This window comes from Ruegeria sp. B11 (genome assembly GCF_056539785.1).
Window position 1 is genome coordinate 44,303 of sequence record NZ_JBQFVO010000004.1, and the last position, 23,124, is coordinate 67,426.

General features: G+C 54.4%; 20 protein-coding genes. 14 read left to right on the top strand and 6 right to left on the bottom strand.

Going from position 1 to position 23,124, the window contains the following annotated elements:
* The first annotated feature begins 46 nt into the window (after positions 1–46).
* On the top strand, positions 47–1,177 hold the full coding sequence (locus ACR0I1_RS14675) for a lytic murein transglycosylase (protein WP_480707025.1): 1,131 nt from the start codon (positions 47–49) through the stop codon (positions 1,175–1,177).
* Between the two features lie 4 nt (positions 1,178–1,181).
* Here the strand turns inward: ACR0I1_RS14675 and ACR0I1_RS14680 are convergent, their stop codons facing one another.
* Complete coding sequence (locus tag ACR0I1_RS14680) at positions 1,182–2,144, bottom strand: acetyl-CoA carboxylase carboxyltransferase subunit alpha (protein WP_170395560.1); 963 nt, start codon at positions 2,142–2,144, stop codon at positions 1,182–1,184.
* A 121-nt stretch (positions 2,145–2,265) separates the two neighbouring features.
* Here ACR0I1_RS14680 and ACR0I1_RS14685 point away from each other — a divergent pair, with 121 nt between their 5' ends.
* On the top strand, positions 2,266–3,099 hold the full coding sequence (locus ACR0I1_RS14685) for an AraC family transcriptional regulator (RefSeq protein WP_480707027.1): 834 nt from the start codon (positions 2,266–2,268) through the stop codon (positions 3,097–3,099).
* A 1-nt stretch (position 3,100) separates the two neighbouring features.
* Here ACR0I1_RS14685 and ACR0I1_RS14690 read toward each other — a convergent pair whose 3' ends face one another.
* On the bottom strand, positions 3,101–3,697 hold the full coding sequence (locus tag ACR0I1_RS14690) for a LysE family translocator (protein WP_170626224.1): 597 nt from the start codon (positions 3,695–3,697) through the stop codon (positions 3,101–3,103).
* 72 nt (positions 3,698–3,769) lie between these two features.
* Between ACR0I1_RS14690 and ACR0I1_RS14695 the strand changes: the two genes are divergently transcribed.
* Both ACR0I1_RS14695 and ACR0I1_RS14700 read left to right on the top strand, forming a co-directional pair.
* On the top strand, positions 3,770–4,222 hold the full coding sequence (locus ACR0I1_RS14695) for an Lrp/AsnC family transcriptional regulator (RefSeq protein ID WP_170513733.1): 453 nt from the start codon (positions 3,770–3,772) through the stop codon (positions 4,220–4,222).
* A gap of 118 nt (positions 4,223–4,340) precedes the next feature.
* Entirely contained in the window at positions 4,341–4,919 is a 579-nt protein-coding gene (locus ACR0I1_RS14700; protein ID WP_170395568.1) for a PA14 domain-containing protein, read from the top strand.
* A gap of 39 nt (positions 4,920–4,958) precedes the next feature.
* Here ACR0I1_RS14700 and ACR0I1_RS14705 read toward each other — a convergent pair whose 3' ends face one another.
* Positions 4,959–5,921, bottom strand: a complete 963-nt coding sequence (locus tag ACR0I1_RS14705; protein WP_480707029.1) for an L-malyl-CoA/beta-methylmalyl-CoA lyase — start codon at positions 5,919–5,921, stop codon at positions 4,959–4,961.
* A 295-nt stretch (positions 5,922–6,216) separates the two neighbouring features.
* On the opposite strand from ACR0I1_RS14705, the gene dgcN reads away from it, so the two are divergent.
* From dgcN to ACR0I1_RS14720, 3 genes are all read left to right on the top strand, one after another.
* Positions 6,217–7,218, top strand: a complete 1,002-nt coding sequence (gene dgcN, locus ACR0I1_RS14710; RefSeq protein ID WP_170395572.1) for an N-acetyltransferase DgcN — start codon at positions 6,217–6,219, stop codon at positions 7,216–7,218.
* Positions 7,219–7,286: 68 nt separating this feature from the next.
* A complete protein-coding gene (gene dgcA / locus ACR0I1_RS14715; RefSeq protein ID WP_480707031.1) occupies positions 7,287–8,252 on the top strand; it encodes an N-acetyl-D-Glu racemase DgcA in 966 nt (321 codons plus the stop codon).
* A 10-nt stretch (positions 8,253–8,262) separates the two neighbouring features.
* The gene (locus ACR0I1_RS14720) at positions 8,263–9,123 is read left to right on the top strand and encodes a D-amino-acid transaminase (RefSeq protein WP_480707033.1); all 861 of its coding nucleotides are present in this window, start codon (positions 8,263–8,265) and stop codon (positions 9,121–9,123) included.
* A 44-nt stretch (positions 9,124–9,167) separates the two neighbouring features.
* Here ACR0I1_RS14720 and ACR0I1_RS14725 read toward each other — a convergent pair whose 3' ends face one another.
* The 3 genes from ACR0I1_RS14725 to ACR0I1_RS14735 all read right to left on the bottom strand — a co-directional run bounded on the left by ACR0I1_RS14725 (position 9,168) and on the right by ACR0I1_RS14735 (position 10,661).
* Positions 9,168–9,482, bottom strand: a complete 315-nt coding sequence (locus ACR0I1_RS14725) for a DUF1244 domain-containing protein (RefSeq protein WP_170395578.1) — start codon at positions 9,480–9,482, stop codon at positions 9,168–9,170.
* 114 nt (positions 9,483–9,596) lie between these two features.
* A complete protein-coding gene (locus tag ACR0I1_RS14730; protein WP_170663988.1) occupies positions 9,597–9,836 on the bottom strand; it encodes a DUF6868 family protein in 240 nt (79 codons plus the stop codon).
* 87 nt (positions 9,837–9,923) lie between these two features.
* Complete coding sequence (locus ACR0I1_RS14735) at positions 9,924–10,661, bottom strand: N-formylglutamate amidohydrolase (RefSeq protein ID WP_480707035.1); 738 nt, start codon at positions 10,659–10,661, stop codon at positions 9,924–9,926.
* Between the two features lie 118 nt (positions 10,662–10,779).
* Here ACR0I1_RS14735 and pyk point away from each other — a divergent pair, with 118 nt between their 5' ends.
* From pyk to ACR0I1_RS14770, 7 genes are all read left to right on the top strand, one after another.
* Entirely contained in the window at positions 10,780–12,225 is a 1,446-nt protein-coding gene (pyk, locus tag ACR0I1_RS14740) for a pyruvate kinase (RefSeq protein ID WP_170395584.1), read from the top strand.
* Positions 12,226–12,468: 243 nt separating this feature from the next.
* Positions 12,469–12,906 (top strand): universal stress protein, encoded by a 438-nt coding sequence (locus ACR0I1_RS14745; protein ID WP_170395586.1) that lies wholly within the window; start codon positions 12,469–12,471, stop codon positions 12,904–12,906.
* Between the two features lie 14 nt (positions 12,907–12,920).
* On the top strand, positions 12,921–14,471 hold the full coding sequence (locus ACR0I1_RS14750; protein ID WP_170423587.1) for an alanine/glycine:cation symporter family protein: 1,551 nt from the start codon (positions 12,921–12,923) through the stop codon (positions 14,469–14,471).
* A 182-nt stretch (positions 14,472–14,653) separates the two neighbouring features.
* Positions 14,654–14,854 carry a 50S ribosomal protein L35 gene (gene rpmI, locus ACR0I1_RS14755; RefSeq protein ID WP_010443552.1) on the top strand — a complete coding sequence of 67 codons (201 nt, stop codon included), beginning with the start codon at positions 14,654–14,656 and terminating at the stop codon, positions 14,852–14,854.
* A 14-nt stretch (positions 14,855–14,868) separates the two neighbouring features.
* A complete protein-coding gene (rplT, locus tag ACR0I1_RS14760) occupies positions 14,869–15,234 on the top strand; it encodes a 50S ribosomal protein L20 (protein ID WP_008756009.1) in 366 nt (121 codons plus the stop codon).
* Positions 15,235–15,944: 710 nt separating this feature from the next.
* Positions 15,945–21,236 carry a hypothetical protein gene (locus ACR0I1_RS14765; RefSeq protein ID WP_480707038.1) on the top strand — a complete coding sequence of 1,764 codons (5,292 nt, stop codon included), beginning with the start codon at positions 15,945–15,947 and terminating at the stop codon, positions 21,234–21,236.
* A gap of 713 nt (positions 21,237–21,949) precedes the next feature.
* A complete protein-coding gene (locus tag ACR0I1_RS14770) occupies positions 21,950–23,107 on the top strand; it encodes a hypothetical protein (RefSeq protein WP_480707039.1) in 1,158 nt (385 codons plus the stop codon).
* Positions 23,108–23,124 lie beyond the last annotated feature (17 nt).

Below are 23,124 nucleotides of genomic sequence, written 5' to 3' on the forward strand. Positions count from 1 at the left end.
GGCTGCGCTATTCTGAACGCAAATCACAACAAGAGCAGATTTAACCATGATTAATCGAAGAGTGTTTTCCTTAGGGCTTGGTTCAACCCTGTTGGCGGCCTGTTCCACAGGCACCGCACCCAACAGTGCTCCGGCTTCGCGGATGCGTGCGGTTCCGAACGCAGGATGGGATGCCTGGGTGGCCAGTTTCAAAAACCGGGCAGCGTCACAGGGCATTTCACAGACTACCCTTAACCGAGCGTTTCAAGGCGCCGGATATCTACCCGACGTGATCGAACGCGATCGCAATCAGGTCGAATTCAAACGCTCGCTTGAGGATTATCTGGCGATTGCTGCCTCGGATGAACGGATCAGCACTGGCAAGCAAATGCTTGTGCGGCATGCAGGAACCCTGTCGCAGATCGAAGCCCAATATGGTGTCGACAAGGAGGTCGTCGTGGCTGTTTGGGGCCTGGAAAGCCGTTATGGTGCACGGCGCGGCGATGTGCCGGTGATCTCGGCAACGTCGACTCTGGCCTATGACGGGCGGCGCGGAGCGTTTTTTGAGAAGCAACTGGTGGCGGCGCTGAAGATCATTCAAGAGGGCGATACGACCCCGGCTAACATGACCGGCAGCTGGGCCGGAGCGATGGGCCACACACAGTTCATTCCGACGTCTTACCTTGCTTATGCGGTCGATTTCACCGGCGACGGGCGGCGCGATATCTGGTCCGATGACCCAGCAGATTCACTTGCGTCAACGGCGGCTTATCTGGCACGTGCCGGTTGGGTGCGAGGGCAGCCTTGGGGCGGTGAAGTGGGCACGGTTTCGGGCACGCCGGCGGCAGTGCTGCAACCGCAGACGCCCGGCCCACGTATTGCTGTGTTCCGCAATTTTCAGGTGATCAAGCGCTACAACAATTCGGACAGCTACGCGATCGGCGTGGGTCATCTTTCTGATCGCATTGCTGGCGGCGCGCCGTTCCAAGCGTCATTCGGGCCGGATGCGACCGGTTTGACGCTGGAGGATCGTAAAGAACTGCAGCGCCGCCTGACATCCGCGGGCTATGACACACTAGGCGCAGATGGTGTTATCGGCAGGAATACTGAGGCGGCAATTAGCGCCTACCAGCGCGCCAACGGGTTGTCCGTGACTGGCCAGCCTTCGGTAGCTCTGTTGCAGCGGTTGGGTGGCTGACGGGTTAAGCCGCCAGCCCTTTCGAACCGATATCCAGGAACTTCTGACGGCGGTCCTTGATCAGGGCTGCCGCGTCTTTCCCATCAAGCTCTTCCAGCATCGAGGCAATTGCAGACCGCACGGCTTCGACCGCCGCCGGGCGGTTGCGATGTGCACCGCCCTTGGGCTCGGTGATGATGTGGTCACAAACGCCCAGCTTGTGCAGGTCCTGAGCGGTAAGGCGCAACGCTTCGGCGGCCTCGCGCATTTTTTCGGCATCTTTCCAAAGAATCGACGCGCAGCCTTCGGGCGAAATCACCGAGTAGACCGAATGCTCCAACATCGCTACGCGGTTCGCAGTCGCAAAGGCGACCGCGCCACCCGAACCACCTTCGCCGATGATTACGGACACCAAAGGAACGCCAATCTTTAGGCACATCTCGGTTGAGCGCGCGATCGCCTCGGACTGGCCACGTTCTTCCGCCCCCTTGCCGGGATAGGCCCCAGCTGTATCGATCAAGGTGATTACCGGCAGGCCAAAGCGGCCTGCCATTTCCATCAGGCGTACAGCCTTGCGATAGCCCTCGGGGCGGGCCATGCCGAAATTGCGTTCAATCCGCGATTTGGTATCGCTGCCTTTTTCGTGGCCAATCACCATGACGGGTTGATCGTTGAACCGCGCCAGACCGCCAATTACCGCCAGATCGTCGGCAAAGTTCCGGTCACCTGCCAGTGGGGTGAATTCGGTAAACAGCGCATCCACGTAATCGTTGCAGTGTGGACGTTCAGGATGACGCGCCACCTGACATTTCCGCCATGGGGTCAGATCGGCATACAGCTCGTCCAGAAGCTTGGCGGCCTTGGCATCCAGCGCGGCGGCCTCTTCCGTCACATCCATTTCTTCATTGGCACGGGCCAGCGCGCGCAGCTCTTCAGCTTTGCCTTCGATCTCGGCCAGCGGTTTTTCGAAATCCAGATACTGGGTCATGACGCCTCTCAACGCGGAAGTTCCCTGCTATATGACTAATGCTTGTCCGGGATGCAACTCAGCAAGATTTGTGGTTGTGGAATATGCGATCACCGATGGGCAAAGTGAAGGAAGGATACTGATGGCTGCCAGCTATGAAGATCGCGTGCTGCGTGTGTTGACCTACATTCATGACAACCCCGCCAGAGACTTGTCTCTGGACGCCCTGGCCGAGGTTGCGGCCATGTCGCGGTTTCACTGGCATCGCGTGTTTCGCGCCATTACTGGCGAGACCTGCGCGCAGGCCACCCGTCGGATACGCCTGCACCGTGCCGCCTGCTGGCTGGTGCAAACAGACAGACCGGTTACGCGGATCGCAACCGACATTGGCTATCCGAACCAAAAATCATTTGCGCGGGCCTTTTCCGAGGCCTACGGCAGCAGCCCCACCGCGTTTCGACGTGCGGGGCAAATACTGCCGGCCCATCCAGTGTTCAAAACCGGAGGATATCCGATGCATCCCGTAACAACCCGAACCGAACCGTCCCGCCGTGTTATAGCGCTGCCGCATAAAGGGGCTTATGCCGAGATTGGCCGCAGCTTTGAGGCCTTTGGTGCCCTGTGCGAATCCCGCAAGCTGTGGCCGCAAGTCGGCCCGATGATCGGGCTGTATCTCGACAGTCCGGACGATGTGCCCGAGGATGATTTACGCAGTTTTGCAGGTGCTGAATTCTGCGGTGATGATACGCCCGAGGGGATGGAAGACCTTGAAATACTGGGTGGCAAAACAGCGGTGCTGACCTTCAAGGGCCCTTATTCCGGCCTTCACGGCGCGTATCAGACATTATTTGGCAATTGGTTGCCCGAGTCTGGCGAAGAACCTGCGGACCATCCGTGTTATGAGATCTATCTCAACGATCCACGAGAAACGGCCCCCGAGGATCTGTTGACCGAAATTTGCCTGCCGCTCAGGTAACCTAATTCGGCCACAGCACCGGATAGAGCGAGGCCACAAGCAGGGCCGCCATCGTCCAGTTGAATGCCAGCAATCGGTGCGGGTTCGTCAGGATTCGCGCCATTTGCTGTCCAAGAACCGTCCAGGTGCTGACCGAGGGCAGGTTGATGGCTCCGAACACCAGCGCGACCAGCAGAATCGCATTGATCGTTTGGTCGGGCGCATAGGCGGCTGTCGCGGTCAGCGCCATCGCCCAGGCTTTTGGGTTGACCCATTGGAAGGCTGCAGCTTGCAGAAACGTCATCGGGGTGCCCGCAGCATCGACACCTTTAGCGGGCGCTGCATGGGCGATTTTCCACGCCAGATACAGCAGATACAGAACCGAAAGAACTTTCAACACGGTATGACTAATCGGATACCGGTCAAAGACTTGAACCAGACCCGCCCCTACCAGAAGCACCATAAAGGTGAAGCCCAAACCGATACCCAGCATATGCGGGATCGTGCGGCGAAAGCCGAAATTCGCACCCGATGCCATAAGCATAAGATTGTTGGGTCCCGGCGTGATTGACGAGACAAAGGCAAATGCGATCAGGGCCATCAGGATATCGTAGGTCATGGCTGCATTTTCTCGCTGAATCCGGCAAATGAAATTGCGTATTCGTGCGCTCTAAGGTTAATGTTGCAATAAATGGCGAAGATTGATCAGATCAACCAACATATATTGCAAGAGCTTTCGCGGGACGGTCGCATCAGCAACCTCGATCTTGCCGAGCGGGTGGGCCTGTCGCCCTCCGCTTGCTTGCGCCGGGTGCAGGAGCTTGAGCGGGCAGGGATCATTTCCGGCTACCGAGCAGTGCTGAACCCGGCGGCGCTGGGGGTGGGTTTCGTTGCCTATATCGGCGTTGGTCTGGGCGAGCACACAAAAGCGGCGCAGGAAGGGTTCGAAAGGGCCTTGCAACAAGCGCCCGAAGTGGTGGAATGTCACAATATCACCGGCACGATCGAATACCTGCTACGGGTCGAATGTGCCGATTTGCCCTCCTACAAAACCTTCCACACCGAGGTGCTGGGTACACTGCCGCATGTGACCTCGATCACCTCATATGTTGTGATGGGATCGCCCAAGGATATGCGCGCGTGACCATCAAAAAGTGATTTTTAACCATCTTGCGAGGTCAAAGTTCAGCGCCTAGTGTCATCTCAACAGGATCGTCGGCAGGGATTAACCCCGAAGCAGGCGCAAATTCAGGGAGTAGACCATGACATTTTTTCGCACCGGAGCGCTGGTGGCTGCCTTGGCAATGTTTGCCGGCGCTGCGACAGCAGCACCTTTGAAGTTACAGCCAGCTAGCCCTCAGCCCAGCCCAAAAGCCGGCTTGAACGTAAAATACAGTTGGGAAGGTAACCCGCCTCGCAAAATCCAGAACCTCTCGAAGGTCAATCATCTGCTGAAAAAGGCAAAGCCGGGTCAGCCCCTCCGAGGTTTGGACTACAGAGACACGAACGAAGGTGATCCTGTCCTGACCTACAATCAGGCGTTCAATGTTGCCGCGGAAATCAGCGGATATATCCGCTTTGATTCACCCGGAGTTTATGAGCTTGAGACCTGGTCGAACGATGGGATTGACGCCTGGGTCGGCGGTCAGCAGATCGGCTATGTCAACGGCCGTCAGGGCTGCGAAGCCAACCAACGCACCGAGGTCGAGGTGCCGCAGGCGGGTTGGTATCCAATCAAAATCAAGTATTTTCAGAAATACGGTACATCCTGCCTGATGATGAAATCAGGAAAGAAGGGTGAGCGTTTCACATGGACACCAAACAATGTATTTGGACGCTGATCAGATCGATTGGGGCGCTCAGCTGAGCGCCCTTTTTTCTTAGCTACCCGCCGCGATTAATTCCGCCTGCGCCACAATAACCTCGGCTTGTTTGATCGAAGCGATATCGACCAAACGCCCTTTGTAGACCGTCGCGCCTTCGCCGTTGGCTTTTGCTTGTTCCATGGCGGCCAGAATCTCGCGCGCTTCGGACACTGCTTCATTCGACGGTGTGAAGACCTGATTGGCCAATGCGATTTGTTTGGGGTGGATGGCCCATTTGCCGACCATCCCCAGCGTAGCAGACCGTTTGGCCTGCGCGATATAGCCCTCATCGTCTGAGAAATCGCCGAACGGACCATCCACCGGCAGCACGCCATGGGTGCGGCAGGCGGCGACAATTGCGGCCTGCGCCCAGTGCCACGGATCGGACCAGTGCTTTTTGCCTTCGCGCAGCATATAGTAGTTTTCCTGCGTACCCCCGATGCCGGTTGTCTGCATGCCCATTGAGGCTGCAAAATCTGCGGCGCCAAGGCTCATGGCCTGCAGGCGCGGGGATGAGGCGGCGATTTCTTCGACATGCGCCAGTCCGGCGGCAGATTCGATGATCACTTCGAATGAAATTGGCTTGGTTCGGCCCTTGGCGCGCTCGATCGCGGTGACCAGCGCGTCAACTGCATAGACATCCGCCGCGCAGCCTACCTTGGGGATCATGATCTGATCCAGACGGTCGCCTGCCTGTTCCAGCACATCAACCACGTCACGGTACCAATAGGGTGTATCCAGCCCATTGATCCGAACCGACATGTATTTATTGCCCCAATCAACTGTGTTCAGCGCCTCGATTACGTTAGCGCGAGCGGTATCCTTGTCGGAAGGAGCCACCGAATCTTCTAGATCCAGATTAATGACGTCTGCAGCTGATGCTGCCATCTTGGGAAATAGCTTGGTGTTCGAGCCCGGGCCAAACAGTTGGCAGCGATTGGGCCGGGCCGGAGCGGCAGGTTGGATGCGGAAGCTCATTTGGACCTCATGCGAGTAAGGAAATTGCGTTTAGGGTTGGTCATGGGATATTAAATTGCGCAATGCTGCGCAAGCGTGATTGTGCATATGCGGCAATGCGTATGCAGCATGATTGAAGATACTGGCAAAATGGGGTGCTTAAAGTTTGATCAGTTTAAAAACTTCGAACAATCTTGTGCAAGAAAGCCAAAATACGCAAAAACTTCCCGCTGTGGGCGGGCAGGCGAGAAGAATTTGAGAAACCCTCGTCAAAACGGTTCTCTAGCTTAAGCCAGAATCAAAGGAGTGCACCGCAATGATCGAGACACCGTACCTGTTGTTTTTGGGCGATGCGCCCGACTTGTTGGCGGCCAAAGTGGCCATTGGTATCCGCGACTGGCGTCCTGAGAATGCCGTGGGTCAAATAAGGCTGGATGGTTGCAAGACTGATTTGGGTCTTACCGAAATGACACTTGCCGAAGGTAAAGCTGCTGGTGCCAAGACTCTTGTCATTGGTGTTGCCAACCGAGGTGGGGTCATCAGTGAGGCCTGGAAAGAGGTTCTGATCGCAGCACTGGAGATGGGTTATGATCTGGCGTCGGGCCTGCACAACCTGCTGCGCGACGAAGGCGATCTGGTTGCTGCGGCACAGACTCACGGCTGCACATTGCACGACGTCCGTGTACCGACCGTAGGATATCCCATCGCAAACGGCCGCAAGCGTACTGGTAAGCGGTGCCTGGCCGTTGGAACCGACTGCTCTGCCGGCAAGATGTACACTGCGATGTCCATGGACGCTGAAATGCGCAAACGCGGCATGAAATCCACCTTCCGGGCCACCGGTCAGACCGGAATTCTGGTCACGGGTCAGGGCGTCCCGCTGGATGCGGTTATCGCCGATTTCATGGCGGGATCCGTTGAGTATTTGACACCGGACAATGATCCGGATCACTGGGATCACATCGAAGGGCAGGGCTCTTTGTTCCATGTGTCCTATTCTGGCGTGACCATGGCGCTGATCCATGGCGGTCAGCCCGACGCGCTGATCCTGTGCCACGAGCCGACCCGGACCCATATGCGAGGATTGCCTGAGTATTCACTGCCGACGCTGGAGCAGTTGCGCGACACAGCACTGCCGCTGGCGCGCGTGGCAAACCCAGAGTGTCAGGTTGCAGGAGTGTCGATCAACACCCAGCATCTGAGCGAAGACGACGCACACGCATACATCGCCAAGGTTGAGACCGAGATGGGTATCCCAGCAACCGATCCTTACCGTTTTGGTGCTGGTAAACTGGTGGATGCGCTGGCCGCACTGTGATCTAAGCAGGTTGCCGATCGCCCCTTGCTGTCGGCAACAGACACCACTTTCGATGAAAGGTTGAACGCGTGCAGATTGACGTTTCCCGCGATGTATTTCGGCTGGCGCAGGTATTCACTATCTCGCGCGGCTCACGGACCGAGGCAAAGGTCCTGACGGTTCGGATCTCGGATGGTGTGCATCATGGTTGGGGCGAATGCGTGCCCTATGCGCGCTATGACGAAACGCTGGATTCAGTCGAGGCCGAGATTGCCGGCCTGCCCGACGTATTCTCTCGCTATTCCCTGATGGATCTGCTGCCTGCCGGCGCGGCTCGGAATGCAGTGGATTGCGCGCTTTGGGACCTTGAGGCGAAACGCTCCGGCAAACGGGCGTGGGAGCTGGCGGAACTTGCCGCACCGGGGCCTGAAGTTACGGCCTATACTCTTTCCCTGGACACTCCCGAGGCAATGCAGGCACAGGCGGCAGAAAATGCGTTCCGACCCTTGTTGAAGATCAAACTTGGTACACCGGACGACATGCCCCGGCTTGAGGCCGTGCGGGCTGGTGCGCCGGAGTCCAAAATCATTATCGACGCCAATGAGGGTTGGTCTGCTGAAGTGTACGCCGATCTTGCACCGCATCTTGTGCGACTGGGCGTTGCTCTGGTTGAACAACCTCTGCCAGCCGGTGAGGATGATGCACTGATCGGCATGGATCGTCCGGTGCCGGTATGTGCCGACGAATCCTGTCACGATCGGGCCAGCTTGCCTGCGCTAAAAGGCAAATATGATGTGGTCAACATCAAACTCGACAAGACCGGCGGTCTGACCGAGGCGCTCGAACTGCGCAAGGCCGCGCTGGCCGAGGGCTATGGCATCATGGTCGGATGCATGGTTGGAAGTTCGCTGGCCATGGCACCTGCAACGCTGGTCGCGCAGGGTGCGATGGTGACGGACCTTGACGGACCGCTTTTGTTGGCAGAAGACCGCGACACACCCCTGATTTTTGATGACGCCGGAGTGCATCCGCCCAATGCGGCACTTTGGGGCTGAGGAGAAGAACATGACCCGCACCGTTTATGTGAATGGCGAGTACCTGCCTGAAACCGAGGCAAGCGTCTCGATCTTTGATCGAGGTTTCCTGTTTGCAGACGCCGTCTATGAAGTCACCAGTGTGCTGGATGGTAAGCTGATCGATTTCGAAGGCCACGCGGTGCGCCTGAAACGCTCGCTGGACGAGTTACAGATGGCTGAACCCTGCAGCAAAGAAGAACTTCTGGAAATCCATCGCAAACTGGTCGAGCTGAACGACATCGAAGAAGGTCTGATCTATCTACAGGTTTCGCGCGGCAGTGACGGCGACCGGGACTTTGTGTTCCCGTCAGCGGATACCAAGCCGACGCTGGTTTTGTTCACGCAGAATAAGCCGGGTCTGGCCGACAGCCCTGCGTCGAAGAAAGGGGCCAAGGTTATCTCGATCGATGACATCCGTTGGGGCCGCCGCGATATTAAAACCGTGCAGCTGCTGTATCCGTCCATGGGCAAGATGATGGCGAAAGCGGCTGGCTGTGACGATGCCTGGCTGGTTGAAGATGGCTATGTCACCGAAGGCACCAGCAACAACGCCTATTTCGTCAAGAACGGCAAGATCGTCACCCGCCCGCTGTCCAACGACATTCTGCACGGCATCACCCGCAAGGCGGTTCTGCGCATGGCAGCCGAGGCGCAGATGGAGATTGAGGAGCGCCTGTTCACCATCGACGAGGCGAAAGAGGCGGATGAGGCCTTCACCACTTCGGCCAGCGCTTTTGTCATGCCGGTGGTTGAGATTGATGGCGTGGCACTGGGTGATGGCACGCCGGGCCCGATTGCCAAACGCCTTCGCGAGATCTATCTGGACGAAAGTCGAAAGGCCGCAATCTAAAGCAAAGGCCCGCCAAAACGGCGGGCTTTTTCGTTTTCGGGGCGTCAGCCTTTTTTCGTGACGTTCTCTTCAAACGCGACCTTGAAGGCGGCTTGTTTCTCTGCGTTCGCTTCGGTCTGGTAGTTGGCCTTCCACTCATCCATGGTCATGCCATAGAAAATCTCGCGCGCTTCGTTTTTGTCCATGTCGATGCCCTTGGCATTGGCGGCTTCCTGATACCAGCGCGACAGGCAATTGCGGCAGAAGCCGGTCAGATTCATCATATCGATGTTCTGTACGTCGGTGCGATCCTGCATCAGATGCTGCTGCAAACGGCGAAACGCTGCGGCCTGAAGTTCGATTTCAGTTTGCTTGTCCATTGTCGGGCTCCGAATGATTGTCTTGCGTTCTGAACCTGACCTAGCAATCCGTGGGCCATGTTACAACGAACAGAAGGGGCCTTAAGGCCCCTTGGAACGTCAGGTTTGGATGCTTTATGCCAGTTTGAGGGCCAGCCACGGCACAAGGCAAAAAATGATTGTCAGGATTTTGTAGTTCGCAAGATACCTGAAATAGGCCCTCTTTATGTCAGCCCGCTCCATTTGGAACATTCTGCCATGTACGCCTGCGATCCAGTCCTGCATGATGATGATCATCAGCGTGCTGAACAACAAAACCGCAATGTTAAGGGCGGTCATCCAGCCGAAGACAGTTGTCAGGAATTCCTGAGTCATGGTCGTCTCCTTTCCCTTAATATATGGGTGTCAGTATATTGGCTCACAATATTTCGAGGATCGGAAGCGGCATGAAGTGACCTTACGTTATAGTCCGCTATCGTTCAGTGCATCCTGCAGAATAACGGCCAATTGTTCGGCCCAGCTGCGTTGCCCATCATGATCCGCAATCAGATCATTACGCAGCTCGATCAGTGCATTAGGACGGCCGAAACTGCTGCAATGCTTGTCGATCGCATCGCCGGGTAGCACACCTGTATAGGGTTCATTTACGCCAACGCACAGATCATCCTCGGCGTTCAACCGGTTGATCAGCGGGCGCGAGAACCGCTCATCCGGTGTGTGCAAGACGCCGATGTGCCACGGCCGAGGATCGCGGCCACGGAGCTGGCGCGTAAAGGAATGCATCGAGATGATGACCGCATGCGGCAGGGCCGCAAGCTGCGCCAGCGCATCGTGATAGGGCCGGTAACACATATTTAGACGACGCTCACGCTCGGTCGCATCTGCGTGGCGGTTACCGGGGATGATCGAGCCGTCATAGAGCTTCATCAGCAGCGTCGGATCGTCCTCGCCCCGGTTGGGGTCAATTACGAGGCGCGAGAAGTTGGCTGCGATTACGGGGGCGTTCAGGACCTCACCCAGATGCTTTGAGACCTCGTAGGCGCCCACGTCATAAGCGATATGGCGTTCCATATCTTCGCGCGGCAGGCCCAGGTCTCCGCCGTTGATATCGGGCGGCACCATGTTGGTGGCGTGGTCGCAAGTAATCAGCCAACGCGACGGGCGATCCGCGCCGTGAACAAAAAACGGAGAGTATGTCATGAGCCTGTCATCTTGTTTGTCGCAGGTGTAGGACAGTTGCGTTGGAAAGGGAATTGCGCAATAAGCAGCCTGAGCAATGTTTGCGGTAACATTTACGCGTTTGAGGAGAGCCTGATCAATGCGACGCCTGAGAAATGTGAAAATCGTGGCGACGCTGGGACCGGCGTCCAATGACTATGACACCATCCGTGCGCTGCATGAGGCCGGGGCCGATGTATTCCGGCTGAACATGAGCCATGGCAGCCACGATGAGATTCGCGAGAGGCACCGTATAATCCGGCAGATCGAAAAGGATCTGGAAAGCCCGATCGCGATTCTGGCTGATCTGCAGGGGCCAAAGCTGCGCGTTGGCGTGTTTGCAAATGATGCGGAAGAACTGGAGGAGGGCGCCGCATTCCGTCTGGATCTTGATCCGGCAGCCGGGGATATCACCCGGGTCTGCCTGCCACATCCCGAAATTTTTGCCGCATTGGAGCCAGGTGCGCGCCTACTGGTCAATGACGGAAAGATTCGTCTGATCGTGCAGGATTGCGGTCAGGATTTTGCACATTGCACGGTCGAAGTCGGTGGCACGATTTCGAACCGCAAGGGTGTGAACGTGCCTGACGTGGTGCTGCCATTGGCAGCGCTGTCGGCCAAGGATCGCGACGATCTGGAATTTGTCTGCCAACTGGGTGTGGACTGGTTGGCGCTGAGCTTCGTTCAGCGTGCCAAGGATGTGTTCGAGGCGCGCGCACTGGCGGATGGCCGAGCATCGATCTTGTCCAAGATCGAAAAACCTGCTGCGGTCGAAGCTTTTGACGATATCCTTGACGCCTCAGACGGGATCATGGTTGCGCGGGGTGATCTGGGCGTCGAACTGCCTGTTTCGGCAGTCCCCCCGATCCAAAAACGTCTGGTGCGTAAATGCCGTACAGCCGCGAAGCCTGTGATTGTCGCAACCCAGATGCTGGAAAGCATGATCGAAAGCCCAATGCCCACACGGGCCGAGGTTTCGGACGTGGCCACCGCGATCTACGAGGGTACCGATGCAATCATGCTGAGTGCTGAATCGGCTGCTGGTTCTTATCCCATCGAGGCGGTTCAGACGATGAACAAGGTTGCCATCGAAGTTGAAGCTGACCCAACCTACACTCAGATTATTGCCGCGTCGCGTACCGCCAAGGGTACGACCATCGCTGATGGTATCGTGGCTGCGGCACGCGAGATTGCCGAAAAGACTGACATCAAAGCCATCTGCTGCTTCACTCAAAGCGGGACCACCGCCTTGCTCACCGCCCGTGAGCGTCCCGGTGTGCCTATCATCGCAATGACCCCCGCCACTGGCACCGCCCGCAGGCTTTGCCTGAGCTGGGGTTGTCATTGCGTCTTAACCCCTGAACAAGAGCGGTTCAAAGGTGCGGTCGTCAGCGCCGCTCGCGCCGCCCGTTCGGGTGGTTTCGCCGCTGAGACTGATCAGATTGTGGTCACCGCCGGCGTCCCTTTCAATGTTCCTGGCACCACCAACATCTTACGTATCGCCCCTTGTGATGAACGGCTGATCTACAACACTGATCCGGGCTAAGCCCGGATCACCACTACTAATTTCAGTTTGATACCAAGCGTATGCCTAATATTTGGGCATATAATAATATTTATTTACAGTGCCTTAGAAGTTTGAGGGTTGTATCCAGCAATAATCTCTCTGTTTTTGCGTGTTTTTTCGGGATACTTGCCCTTAGGGCGGTCTACTCAAGCAAGTTCCAGGTTCCGGCTGCCCTGCCGGGGGCGAGGGCCCCGGCCAAAGCAACAATAACGGAGGAACGGCATGACAACGAAAATTGTCATAGGACTGGACGGGACAGAAACCGGAGAACGCGCGATCGCCTTTGCCAAAGACTTGGCCGGGCGTATCGGTTCATGCGAGCTTCTGGCGGTTTATGTCATCGAATGGTCTCCTTTCACATTCCAGACACCAGAAGAGAACGCCCTGCGCCACAAACGGCGCGAAGAAGAGGTTGCGTTAGCCACGTCACGGATCATCGAGCCAGCGGTCGAAGCGTTGAAGGCTGCAGGATTCGAGGCGCGCGGCATCGTCCGTCACGGAGATGTGGCGGAAACGCTGAATGCAATCACGGTTGAAAACGGTGGCTCCCAGATCGTTGTGGGACGGGCCTCGGCAGATGGGTTCAAAAAACGCCTGTTTGGCAGTTCGACCCAGAACCTTGTCATGCACGCCGATGTTCCGGTTACGGTCGTGAACTGAGGGGAGAGATTATGATGAATATTCAGAACAAACTGAGTCTGGCAGCACTTGCCGCTCTGGTTGCGAGCCCCGCTGCCGCACAGGAGGCGGTCGGGTTGGACGATAAAATTAACCAGGCCTTCGCTGATTTCACAGGTCCTTTCGTCAGCTTTATCTTTGCTCCGTTTCCAGGCACCGGCTTCCCATGGATCGTGGGTTGGTTGGTGGTCGCGGCGACCGTCTTCACGCTTTACTTTGCCTTCGTGCAACTGCGTTTCTTCAGCCACGCGATCAGCCTTGTGAAAGGTGACTATTCTGACCCCAATGATGCGGGTGAGGTCAGCCACTTTCAGGCGCTGGCCACAGCTCTGTCTGGCACGGTCGGCCTCGGTAATATCGCCGGTGTGGCGGTGGCCGTCGGTATCGGTGGACCCGGTGCAACTTTCTGGATGATTGTCGCGGGCCTTCTGGGTATGGCGTCGAAATTCACCGAATGTACGCTGGGCGTGAAATACCGCAACGAATATGACGACGGGACCGTTTCGGGTGGTCCGATGTATTACATGTCCAAAGGGTTCAACGAATTGGGCCTGCCGGGCGGTAAAATCCTGGCCGTTCTGTTCTCGATCTTCTGTATACTTGGTGCGCTGGGTGGGGGCAATATGTTCCAGGCCAATCAGGCACACCAGCAAATCGCAGGCATCGTCGGAGATTACCCGGGCTGGATCACTGGCCTGGTCTTTGCAGGCATCGTCTTTGCAGTGATCGTGGGCGGCCTGAAATCCATCGCGCGCGTGACTGAGAAAGTCGTTCCTTTCATGGGCGTGATGTATGTGGCCGCGGCGCTGGTGATCATCCTGATGAACGCGGATCAGATCGGTTGGGCCTTTGGCCAGATCTTCGCAGGAGCCTTCACCGGTCTTGGTGTTGCTGGCGGTATGGTCGGCGCATTGATCCAGGGCTTCCGGCGTGCGGCGTTCTCGAACGAAGCGGGCGTTGGTTCTGCGGCGATTGCCCACTCGGCGGTTCGCACCAAAGAACCGATCACCGAGGGCTTTGTGTCTCTGCTGGAGCCGTTCATTGATACGGTTGTGATCTGTACCATGACCGCGTTGGTGATCATCATCACGCAGCAGCTGATCGTCGATCCGGAGACCGGAAACTATATGCTGAACGAAGCCGGTAATGCCATCGCAACGGTTGACGGAAACTCGGGCGTCAGCCTGACTTCAGCCGCCTTTGGCAGCGCGTTCAGTTGGTTCCCTTACGTTTTGGCAATCGCGGTAGTTCTGTTCGCCTTCTCGACCATGATCAGCTGGTCCTACTACGGCCTCAAGGCCTGGACCTACCTGTTTGGTGAGGGTCACACCAAGGAACTGGTGTTCAAGGTCATCTTCTGCATCTTCGTAGTCATCGGTGCAGCGGCTAACCTTGGCCCCGTTATCGACTTCTCGGATGCGGCGATCTTTGCCATGGCGGTTGTGAACGTCTTCGCGCTCTACTTCCTGATGAAAGTGGTACGTCAGGAACTGGCATCTTATGCAGAGCGTTTGAAGAGTGGTGAAATCCGCAAATTCGAACATTAATCCAAACCACCGGGGCGGCGCGTGTCGCCCCGGTGCGTAGCCAGCCTGCAAAAAGCGCAGATTCTGGCCCAAACCCCCTTGCCAGTATGATCGAACTTGCGTAAACGGCGCTTCTGATCGCGTGACCGGCCGAGATGGCATGCCGAGTCGCGTCTGAAACCGAACCCCGAAAGGAGACGGAAATGCCTAAGATGAAGACAAAGTCGAGCGCCAAAAAGCGCTTTAAGGTGACTGCGACCGGTAAGGTCCTTGCTGGCCAGGCCGGCAAACGGCACGGCATGATCAAGCGGACCAAGAAATTCATCCGCGACGCCCGTGGCAACACCACCCTGTCCGCCCCCGACGCCAAGATCGTCAAGGGCTACATGCCCTACGACCGCTAAGAGGAGATTAAGAGATGTCCCGCGTTAAAGGTGGAACCGTAACTCACGCCCGTCACAAGAAGGTCATCAAGGCTGCCAAAGGTTACTATGGCCGCCGCAAGAGCACCTTCAAGGTTGCCCGTCAGGCCGTAGACAAGGCCAACCAGTACGCAACCCGCGATCGCAAGAACCGCAAGCGCAACTTCCGCGCACTGTGGATCCAGCGTATCAACGCCGCTGTCCGTTCGCATGACGAGGCACTGACATATTCCCGCTTCATTAACGGCCTGAACTTGGCCGGTATCGAAGTGGACCGCAAAGTTCTGGCCGACTTGGCAGTGCACGAACCGGAAGCGTTCGGCGCGATCGTCGCCAAAGCACAGGCCGCGCTGGCTGCCTGAACCTCTTTCGAGAGACAGTGAATGAAAGGCCGTCCCAGTTGGGACGGCCTTTTTTTGAATCCGTAACGGGTGTCGATTGCGCCAGGTTGCCAAATTGAGCTCTCTAGGGCGATGAAGATAAATATCTCACCGCCTCCAACATCCTGGGCTGAATTGTACTGCAGACAACGCAACAAGCTCCTGCATCAGGGTGCAATGGTTGATGCGACCGATCCAATCCGCCTTGAGAAATGGTAGTGTGCAACGCCCGTGAAATGTCGTGAATTCAGTGGGATGATTTTATGAGATCGTTCAGACCATGGCGGGCATCGCAGGTGATTCCCGGTATGGGTGGCGGAGACGAAGGGAGTCTATAGAAATCAGCTTGTAGCCAAAAAAGATTTGAAAACAGCTACATGCAAATGATTCTACTTTTTTCGAATGTGAACAAATGCGGGATTTTATGCGGGATCTAAAAGTTATGTTCCTCTTTGAGCTGGTTTCCAGATTTCTCAAACAACTAAGAGACGAAAGCGTTTTATTTCGGCGCAACGACGACAACCAGATCTTTACCAGTTTTGAACTTATTTGGCCAAGGACGGGAGCTGCATAGTCGTTGTAGTCCAGAAATCGAATTGTAGACGGCTGGTCGGCGGCTTGGTTAAAACTTTCAGGCTGCCCATCGGAAGTATCAGAAACGACATTTCCCAATTTTGGGAAACAGTTTATCGATGGCTACAACAATAGCACGGCTGAGGTTTCAAAAAGTGGGTAACAGTAAACAACCCGTAACGACATTGAGGTCTACGAGCGGCGCAGGATTCGATTTTGAGGACCAAATAAGCGCTTGGCTTCAAGTGAAAATGCTCTCTGGAGAAGCTGCTCCGGCCATCAATGGTCAAATTACCCAGATACAAGCACAAGTTTCAGCGATTGGCTGGCAGATCGATGATTTGCTTGTGACTGCAGCAGACGATTCCGGTACAGTCTCTAGACTAGCCATATCGGCTAAGGGCAACCAGCAAGTAACCCAAAGTGGGCTACCTACCGACTTCGTTGAGCTTGTCTGGAATCAGTGGCGAAATCCTGCAACTCCAATGCAGCGGAACAAGGACGCCCTTGCCCTAGTAAAGCGGGGTGCTCATCCAGTTTTCGATTCTAACTGGCAAGAAGTAAAGAACGCCTGCTCGGGCAGCGATGCCACGTTGGCTCTAGAACGAATGAAAAGCGCACCCAGACAATCTAAAATATTCAACAGTCTACGCAAATCGACCGCAACGCCCGCTGATGCAACAGATCGGGAAACGGTTGAGCTTATTCGTCATCTTCACGTAATCAGCGCTGATTTTCAGCTTGATCATTCAGATCTAAAAAATGGCGCAGTCAGTCAGTGTCGACGTTTGCTTACCAACCCAGATCCAATCGACGCTGAAAACCTTTGGAATGAGCTTGTCCGTGTCGGCAGTAAGATCAGAATACAGACAGGGAGTATTACACTCGACGAGCTGTGGACGGAGCTTCGAAAGCAGTTTCGGTTTCAAGACCATCCGAACTTTGCGCAGGATTGGCGGACGCTCACCGATCTGACCCTTGACCACAAATCACGAATCCAAACTGCGTTCTCGTCAGGCTATAGCGTAAAACGGTCGGAAGCTCAAAATCAGCTCGAATCGGCGATTAGAGCGAACCTAATTACTGTGGTGGTTGGTGACTCCGGAGCAGGCAAGTCTGCCATCATCAAATCTACCCTAGACAACAATTTCCAGGATTGGACACAAGTGTGGTTGGGACCTGAACAACTACAGGTGGCATTAAGCGCCGCGAAACGCAAATCCCTGCCGCTACATCACGAACTAGAACGCGTGCTCAACGCCAGTAACAACGCCCAGAATTTGCTCGTCCTCGATTCTGCAGAACGTATTGACCCGATAGAATATAGTGTTACGCGCAAGCTGCTGGAAGAGATATTACCCGACTCCGCTGACAATACCAACGCGGTGTGGCGTGTGGTTGTCGCCACACAGCATCAACGCTGGTCTAACGTTAGCGAAACCGTGCCCGTCGCGCGTGCGCCCGATGTATTCATCTTCGAGGTCGGACCTCTAACCGAATCGTCGGTTAAGGCCGCTCTCTTGGCAACATCCACACTAAGTTGGATAGCTGCGCACGATGAGATAATCAAAGCATTAACCAATCTCCGCGTTTTTGCCTGGGTGGCCAAAGCAGGCACCGCGATAGGATCGAAAATAAGCGGTTTGGATTCACATGGCGCCATTGCTGATATTCTATGGGACTACTGGACTGAAAATGCGGCCGACGTGCAGGCAATGATGATGCGTCTTGCTGAACGCGAGGCGCAATTCGAACGCAGTTTCGCGATCACAGAACTTAGCCCCGCAGAGATGGCCTCATTCCAAAACCGGCCTGAAACTCTCCCGATCTGCATAAACGAGCGGACAAATCGAATAGAGTTCGAGCACGATCTGGCAGCTGACTGGTCGCGTTTTCAGTATCTCAAGCAATTCGCCACTGACACTCAAAGATGGGCAGCTTTGGCGGTCAACCCACTTTGGACAAGTGCTTTGCGGATGCTTGCTCAGTCTCTTCTCAGGCAAGCTTCAGGAACCTCGACGGCATGGGATCAGGCCCTTAACGAAGCAGAAGGTGCCGGAAATACATTGGCGTGTGATGTACTACTAGATTCACTTTGCTTGGACCCAGACGCCGAGCGATTCCTTACCGAAAGAGCCGATTTATTGTTCTCTGAAAATGCCAGAAGGTTAAACCGGCTCATGTTGCGCTTCCGGCATATGGGAACCATCCCAACAGGGGCGTTTGCCGACGCGGACGCCTCGCTAGAACTCTATGTAGAGACCCAGTTTAGGACCGTAATTTTTGGCCTTTGGCCCCCTGTTCTGCGTTTTATGATAGCGCATCGAGAAAGGCTAGCTGGCTTAATTTCCGCGCCCGTCGCACAACTCCTTGAGACTTGGCTAAATGGTACGCCACGCAAGTTGTCCAATGGAGCAACAGTTTCCTTTAGAAAAGAAGCTGCGGAAATTGCTCTGGCAATGGCTCGATCTGTTCAAGTCGAAAAAGGCCGCGGAGTCATTTATCTCATGGATGAAATGAGCCTTTACACAGCGCCATTATCAGGCGCTGGCGATTTAACTGATCGAGTGGCCGCCTGGGCGCTTGAAGTTTCCGGTCGCCATGATGTGGACGCGGAAGTGACTAAACGAATTTCAGACGAAATCTCAGCCCAGGCCAAGCGCCAAGAAGATCTCAAAAAGAGTGGGGAAGGAACCGAAAAGAGAAAAGGGAGGCGTAAAAGCCCGGCCGTTCCATCACTGATTGGTGCGAGCCGTCGGCGACTACCTCCGTGGCCACTCGGTGGAAAACGACCTATAGATAGTGACTTCCGCAAGGCGGCATTCAGCGGCAATACTCTGATGCCGCTGATGCGGGCCGATCCCTCCGTTGCTGCGGAGGTGCTTCTCGCACTAATTGTCGAGGACGAGCCAGCGTTCGACCAGAGCGGAAGTCGATACGAAATTGATTTGGGACTTAAGTTCGCCAGAGATGGCTACCCTACCATTTACTGGAAAAGCCCTTTTTTCCAATTCTTCCAGGCGTCAGAACAAAAGGCGGTGTCTGCACTGATCGCATTAGTAGAGTTTTGTACGCAACGTTGGGTTGCAGAACTAGGTGATAATAAGAATGGTCCACCACCTGGCGTAACGCTGCGAATGAACGATGGTTCAGAAAAGAGGTTCACGGGCTCTTCAACAGTATTCAATTGGGTTCAAGGCAATTCGATGCGCAATGGGAACCTGTTCTGTGCTCTAGACGCTCTCGAACGTTGGTTGATCCTACAGCTTAAGGCAGGAAAGGACATTTCTCGAATCATCGAACGGTTGTTGACCGATAGTACATCGTCAGCGTTCATTGGGCTGCTAACAAATGTCGCCAAATTCCGTCCGGAGCTACTAGAAGATATCCTTGCGCCGATTTTGACTGACCCACTTGTATTCTACTGGGATTCCGCACATGCCTCAGCTTCGAAAAGCAAATTTGATACGCTTGCGTGGGCTCGTTCTGGGGACTTCGCACTCGAGATGGCGAAGAGTTGGGGGTTAGCACCGCACCGCACGTCGCATCTGCTTTCTCATGTGGTCGAACAAATTAACTCGAATTCCAAAATAGCCACGACGTTAAAGGAGCAGATCCCAACTTGGCGTCTACCAGACGACCCAAAACTTGCCCTAGAACTAAAGATAATAATAGCGCAACTCGACTGCTCGAATTACAGGTCACTGGTTGACGACGAAACAAAGCAAGAGTCGTTTGTTTTTGACACGCCCGAGGAACTCGATAGCGAGTTGAAGAACTGGAACGAGCAAAACCAAAAACCACTGGTGTTTCTGCAGGTCCCCTTGATTTGCGACCGTTTGTTACAAAGCCAAGTTACTCTTCCGCAGCCTGAAGCAACTAAGATTTTCGACCAACTCAAAGACGTTGATAACTCGGAAGAAATTGAAGTTGAACAGCGGTCGACCTGTCGCGTGGCACTTTCGGCAGCACTGCTTGTAAACGGTGAAGCATTGATCGCCGTCAACGACGACGCACGCAAGAAAGCCGAGGCAGTTGTCAAAGATGTAATCAGTGCGGTAGGTGATACTCCAGCAAGCGTCCGCGAGGCGAGAGTCCGATACAGCGATGAAAAGTTAAAATACGCGGCATATGCTGCGATGCACCGTTGGGTAAAAAATGACGCTGATAGCGAACATTGGGAGCGGCAGATTCTCAAGCTGCTAACAAGTGGCGATACCCAAGTGATCGGTACAATCACCGCAATCGCTCATTCTTATAGAGAGAGAATATCGGATGCTTGGTGGCGTCTGTTGTTTGCTGGTCTTCTTTGGTCTGGGCTCATCCTGTTAAAACCTCAATTTGACGAAGAAAACAACGGAGCACTATGGGCAGCTTGGCTTGAACGCCTACGTCGCTTTAAGCTCCGCGGAGCGGAAGCTAATGCCGAAGATCTTGATGTGCTGCGCATAACAAATGGCTACCAACGACTGGATTTCGCTAGGCAGGTGCGTCTCTATGAGGCAGGCGAAAGACTCTGGCTTGGCGTGCCAGAGCGAAGTCGTTGTACTGGCCTAGCTCCAGATGTACTTGGTCAACTCTTTGCTTGGCTTTTGAATGGTGACGGGACGGGTGATCGGACCAAGGACAAACTGCTTATCATGCAACTCTGGGAGCAAGAAGTGCTGCAGCAGAGGGCGTGCGGGAAAGACGACAAAGGCGGACAATACGGCCTCCCAAGCCAAACTCTCGGTTACGATCTATTGTCCAAGATGGCGGAGTTGTCTGTCATTGTGCAAGACGGCTCTGCACAATCGTTTTGGATGCCAGTGCTATCTCATGGGCCAGCTGCCCACTATTCGCTACGTCATTTCATCCAAAGCCTGTTTCAACAAATTCGAAATGGGTGCGATGTTGACACTTTTGAGCGAACCTGGCGGGAGATGGTCGAGTACGCGCTCGATGCTGATTGGTATCAGCGCGATTGGATTTGGTATCACGGAGAAGAGCTTTTGTGCGACCTCATAGGTTTCGGCCATGAAAGCGCCCTGATCATGCTACCAGCAGGTGTTCAAGCGCGGATGCGAGAAATTTACGAGCGATGGGCAAGCGCTCATCTTGACCATGAAGAAAATTGTTTGGCTCGATTTTGCGAATTCCTAGTTACACCGTTTGGTGAACCTCTTCGGCTCGTCGGGCTAACTTGGATAGCAACTGCTCTCAAAGAAGGTGCGCCAATCAAGGAGTGGTATCGCGACAGAACTGGAGACGCATTGAGTGAACTTGTGAATACTTCTATCAACCAAAACTACCGCGAATTGGCTACAGACGCTTTGGCACGTGGTGCTCTGCTCGAAACTGCGGCACACCTTTCTAAGCGTGGTGTACCGGCGGCGATGGCCCTCCAGGAGCGTATCAAATTGTTACGCTAGTTTTGATAAAACTTGCCTCCAGTTTTTTTATGACCTTCATCGCGACATCATTGTTATTGGTTTCGTCGTTAGCAGTTTGGATAGCTGAGGCCGCCAGCCAATGATATTGCTCGGTCAGTTGAGTAAATTTGGAAGCAAGTTGAAACGCTCCACCATTTTAGAATTTGGGCAGGTCGCAGCAGGCCAGCGCTGAGGTTATTACTAAAGAGCGAATTTTGCAGATCCGGCCGCTTCGGAAATTCGAGCCAATAAGACTCTAGTCAAAAAGCCAAATTTGTTGGGCTTCACTATGTTACGACTAGCAATCTCGAAGAAGCTACTCCCCAAATCTGGGACACCGTACTCGTATATTCGTTCGATTGTATTTGTCTGGCACTTTTTTGAGACTCTGCAGTCCGGTGAATCGGTGGCGAAATCATTTAGTGTCACCAAACGATAAATGGTCTGAGTGAGAGCAACGTGTTTTTTACACCAGGCCCCACTAGGCAGCATAGACTATGCCATTTGCCTTGCCATGGTTGTCCATCAAGAGTTTGTTTTGACTGGCTTGACGAGAACATGAAATAAAATTAGTGTATTGAAGGCCTTATCGCAGGCCGGTGTGCCCGCCACGCGAAGCTATGCAGCGTCCAAATATAGCAAACGGACTACTCGCAATAGGCGAAGTTCGATTAGCAGCGGGCACCTAGTCGGATCCAATTTGGACACGGATCATGAAAAATACCCATGAAATTTTGAAGCTCAAGAGCCTCGCGAAACGTTACGCTCGAGCAACTAGAATAGAACAGTATAAGGCTCTCGACTTTGTATCTGTTGAGTTTGGTTTTAAGCACTGGAATGCCTTGATTGCTGAAACCAAGAAAGGTTGGAAGCCAAGCTCCGAAGGCCTATCGGCTGTAGAGGCCCTCGTAAATCAGACAACTGCAAGTTCTAAAGCGAACAATGATTGTCTCGGTGCTTTGGCTTCGTACGAGAAACTCTTGCATGGCAAGGTTGAAGGGCATGCCTACGAGATAACGGCATCTCTCGGCGATGTTCATATGTCGGGAGAAGGTTGGCACATATGCATCCCTGAAGCCCCAAATATAGCTCCTTACGTCGAAATAGACGAACGGACTATTGCTTCAAACCCAATGACTGTTCCCAGAGTATTGGAAGAAGCGCTTCAGATCGCTCGGAAGCAATCAGCAAGAATTCACGCCAAGCTTGCGACAGATTGGTCTCGACGGTCGACCAAACCAGATGCAAATGGCAACGTCCGGCATCCTTTTTTCCGAGACGAGAATGGAGCAAGTATCGAAGCAAATACTTGGTTTTGTTTGCACTGCAACGGTAAGATCACAGGGCCACAAATTGCCCAGAACCTTTGGCATTGCCCGGCATGTGGAGCCCCCCCAATAGACATCTATGAAATCCCATTCTGGCTTGATGCAAAGGATGAGCAACCCAAGCCCATTAAGCTTGACGCTTGCAATCCATCCGAAATACCAACTGTAAAGATTGTTCCTATGCGCCCAAAACTCGACCTTAACAGTCATAAGATCTCGCTTCTAATCCGAAGCGCATTGCTTGATGATGCGACTAATGCTGGTGAACGACTGGGCGCCCTGCTGGCAGACATCAGCGTCGATGAAGAAAACGACGTTTGGATTTCGTTTGAAACTGACTATTGGCCAGAGGGGAAGGAACCGATCCAAGCACTTTCAGTGGCAAAGTTGTTAGGTGTTCAAGTTTTTCAAGACGTAGAACTCACTTCTCCGCCGTTCGCTTGGGCTGGGATAGGCGAGGTAACTAGTAGCACGCTCGAATACACTGAACGAATGCTGGAAGCATATGAGACCTATTCATCGAATGACAAAGTGGTCGATTAGTAATGCTGCATAAGCTT

Bases quoted from the DNA above. Each gene is read 5' to 3' on its own strand.
- ACR0I1_RS14725 (WP_170395578.1), bottom strand. From the start codon at position 9,482: ATGGACAAGCAAACTGAAATCGAACTTCAGGCCGCAGCGTTTCGCCGT.
- ACR0I1_RS14685 (WP_480707027.1), top strand. From the start codon at position 2,266: ATGGCTGCCAGCTATGAAGATCGCGTGCTGCGTGTGTTGACCTACATT.
- ACR0I1_RS14745 (WP_170395586.1), top strand. From the start codon at position 12,469: ATGACAACGAAAATTGTCATAGGACTGGACGGGACAGAAACCGGAGAA.
- ACR0I1_RS14690 (WP_170626224.1), bottom strand. From the start codon at position 3,697: ATGACCTACGATATCCTGATGGCCCTGATCGCATTTGCCTTTGTCTCG.
- ACR0I1_RS14695 (WP_170513733.1), top strand. From the start codon at position 3,770: ATGGCGAAGATTGATCAGATCAACCAACATATATTGCAAGAGCTTTCG.
- ACR0I1_RS14680 (WP_170395560.1), bottom strand. From the start codon at position 2,144: ATGACCCAGTATCTGGATTTCGAAAAACCGCTGGCCGAGATCGAAGGC.
- dgcN (WP_170395572.1), top strand. From the start codon at position 6,217: ATGATCGAGACACCGTACCTGTTGTTTTTGGGCGATGCGCCCGACTTG.
- ACR0I1_RS14720 (WP_480707033.1), top strand. From the start codon at position 8,263: ATGACCCGCACCGTTTATGTGAATGGCGAGTACCTGCCTGAAACCGAG.
- pyk (WP_170395584.1), top strand. From the start codon at position 10,780: ATGCGACGCCTGAGAAATGTGAAAATCGTGGCGACGCTGGGACCGGCG.
- ACR0I1_RS14700 (WP_170395568.1), top strand. From the start codon at position 4,341: ATGACATTTTTTCGCACCGGAGCGCTGGTGGCTGCCTTGGCAATGTTT.
- ACR0I1_RS14730 (WP_170663988.1), bottom strand. From the start codon at position 9,836: ATGACTCAGGAATTCCTGACAACTGTCTTCGGCTGGATGACCGCCCTT.
- rplT (WP_008756009.1), top strand. From the start codon at position 14,869: ATGTCCCGCGTTAAAGGTGGAACCGTAACTCACGCCCGTCACAAGAAG.
- ACR0I1_RS14750 (WP_170423587.1), top strand. From the start codon at position 12,921: ATGAATATTCAGAACAAACTGAGTCTGGCAGCACTTGCCGCTCTGGTT.
- ACR0I1_RS14770 (WP_480707039.1), top strand. From the start codon at position 21,950: ATGAAAAATACCCATGAAATTTTGAAGCTCAAGAGCCTCGCGAAACGT.
- rpmI (WP_010443552.1), top strand. From the start codon at position 14,654: ATGCCTAAGATGAAGACAAAGTCGAGCGCCAAAAAGCGCTTTAAGGTG.
- ACR0I1_RS14705 (WP_480707029.1), bottom strand. From the start codon at position 5,921: ATGAGCTTCCGCATCCAACCTGCCGCTCCGGCCCGGCCCAATCGCTGC.
- ACR0I1_RS14675 (WP_480707025.1), top strand. From the start codon at position 47: ATGATTAATCGAAGAGTGTTTTCCTTAGGGCTTGGTTCAACCCTGTTG.
- ACR0I1_RS14765 (WP_480707038.1), top strand. From the start codon at position 15,945: ATGGCTACAACAATAGCACGGCTGAGGTTTCAAAAAGTGGGTAACAGT.
- ACR0I1_RS14735 (WP_480707035.1), bottom strand. From the start codon at position 10,661: ATGACATACTCTCCGTTTTTTGTTCACGGCGCGGATCGCCCGTCGCGT.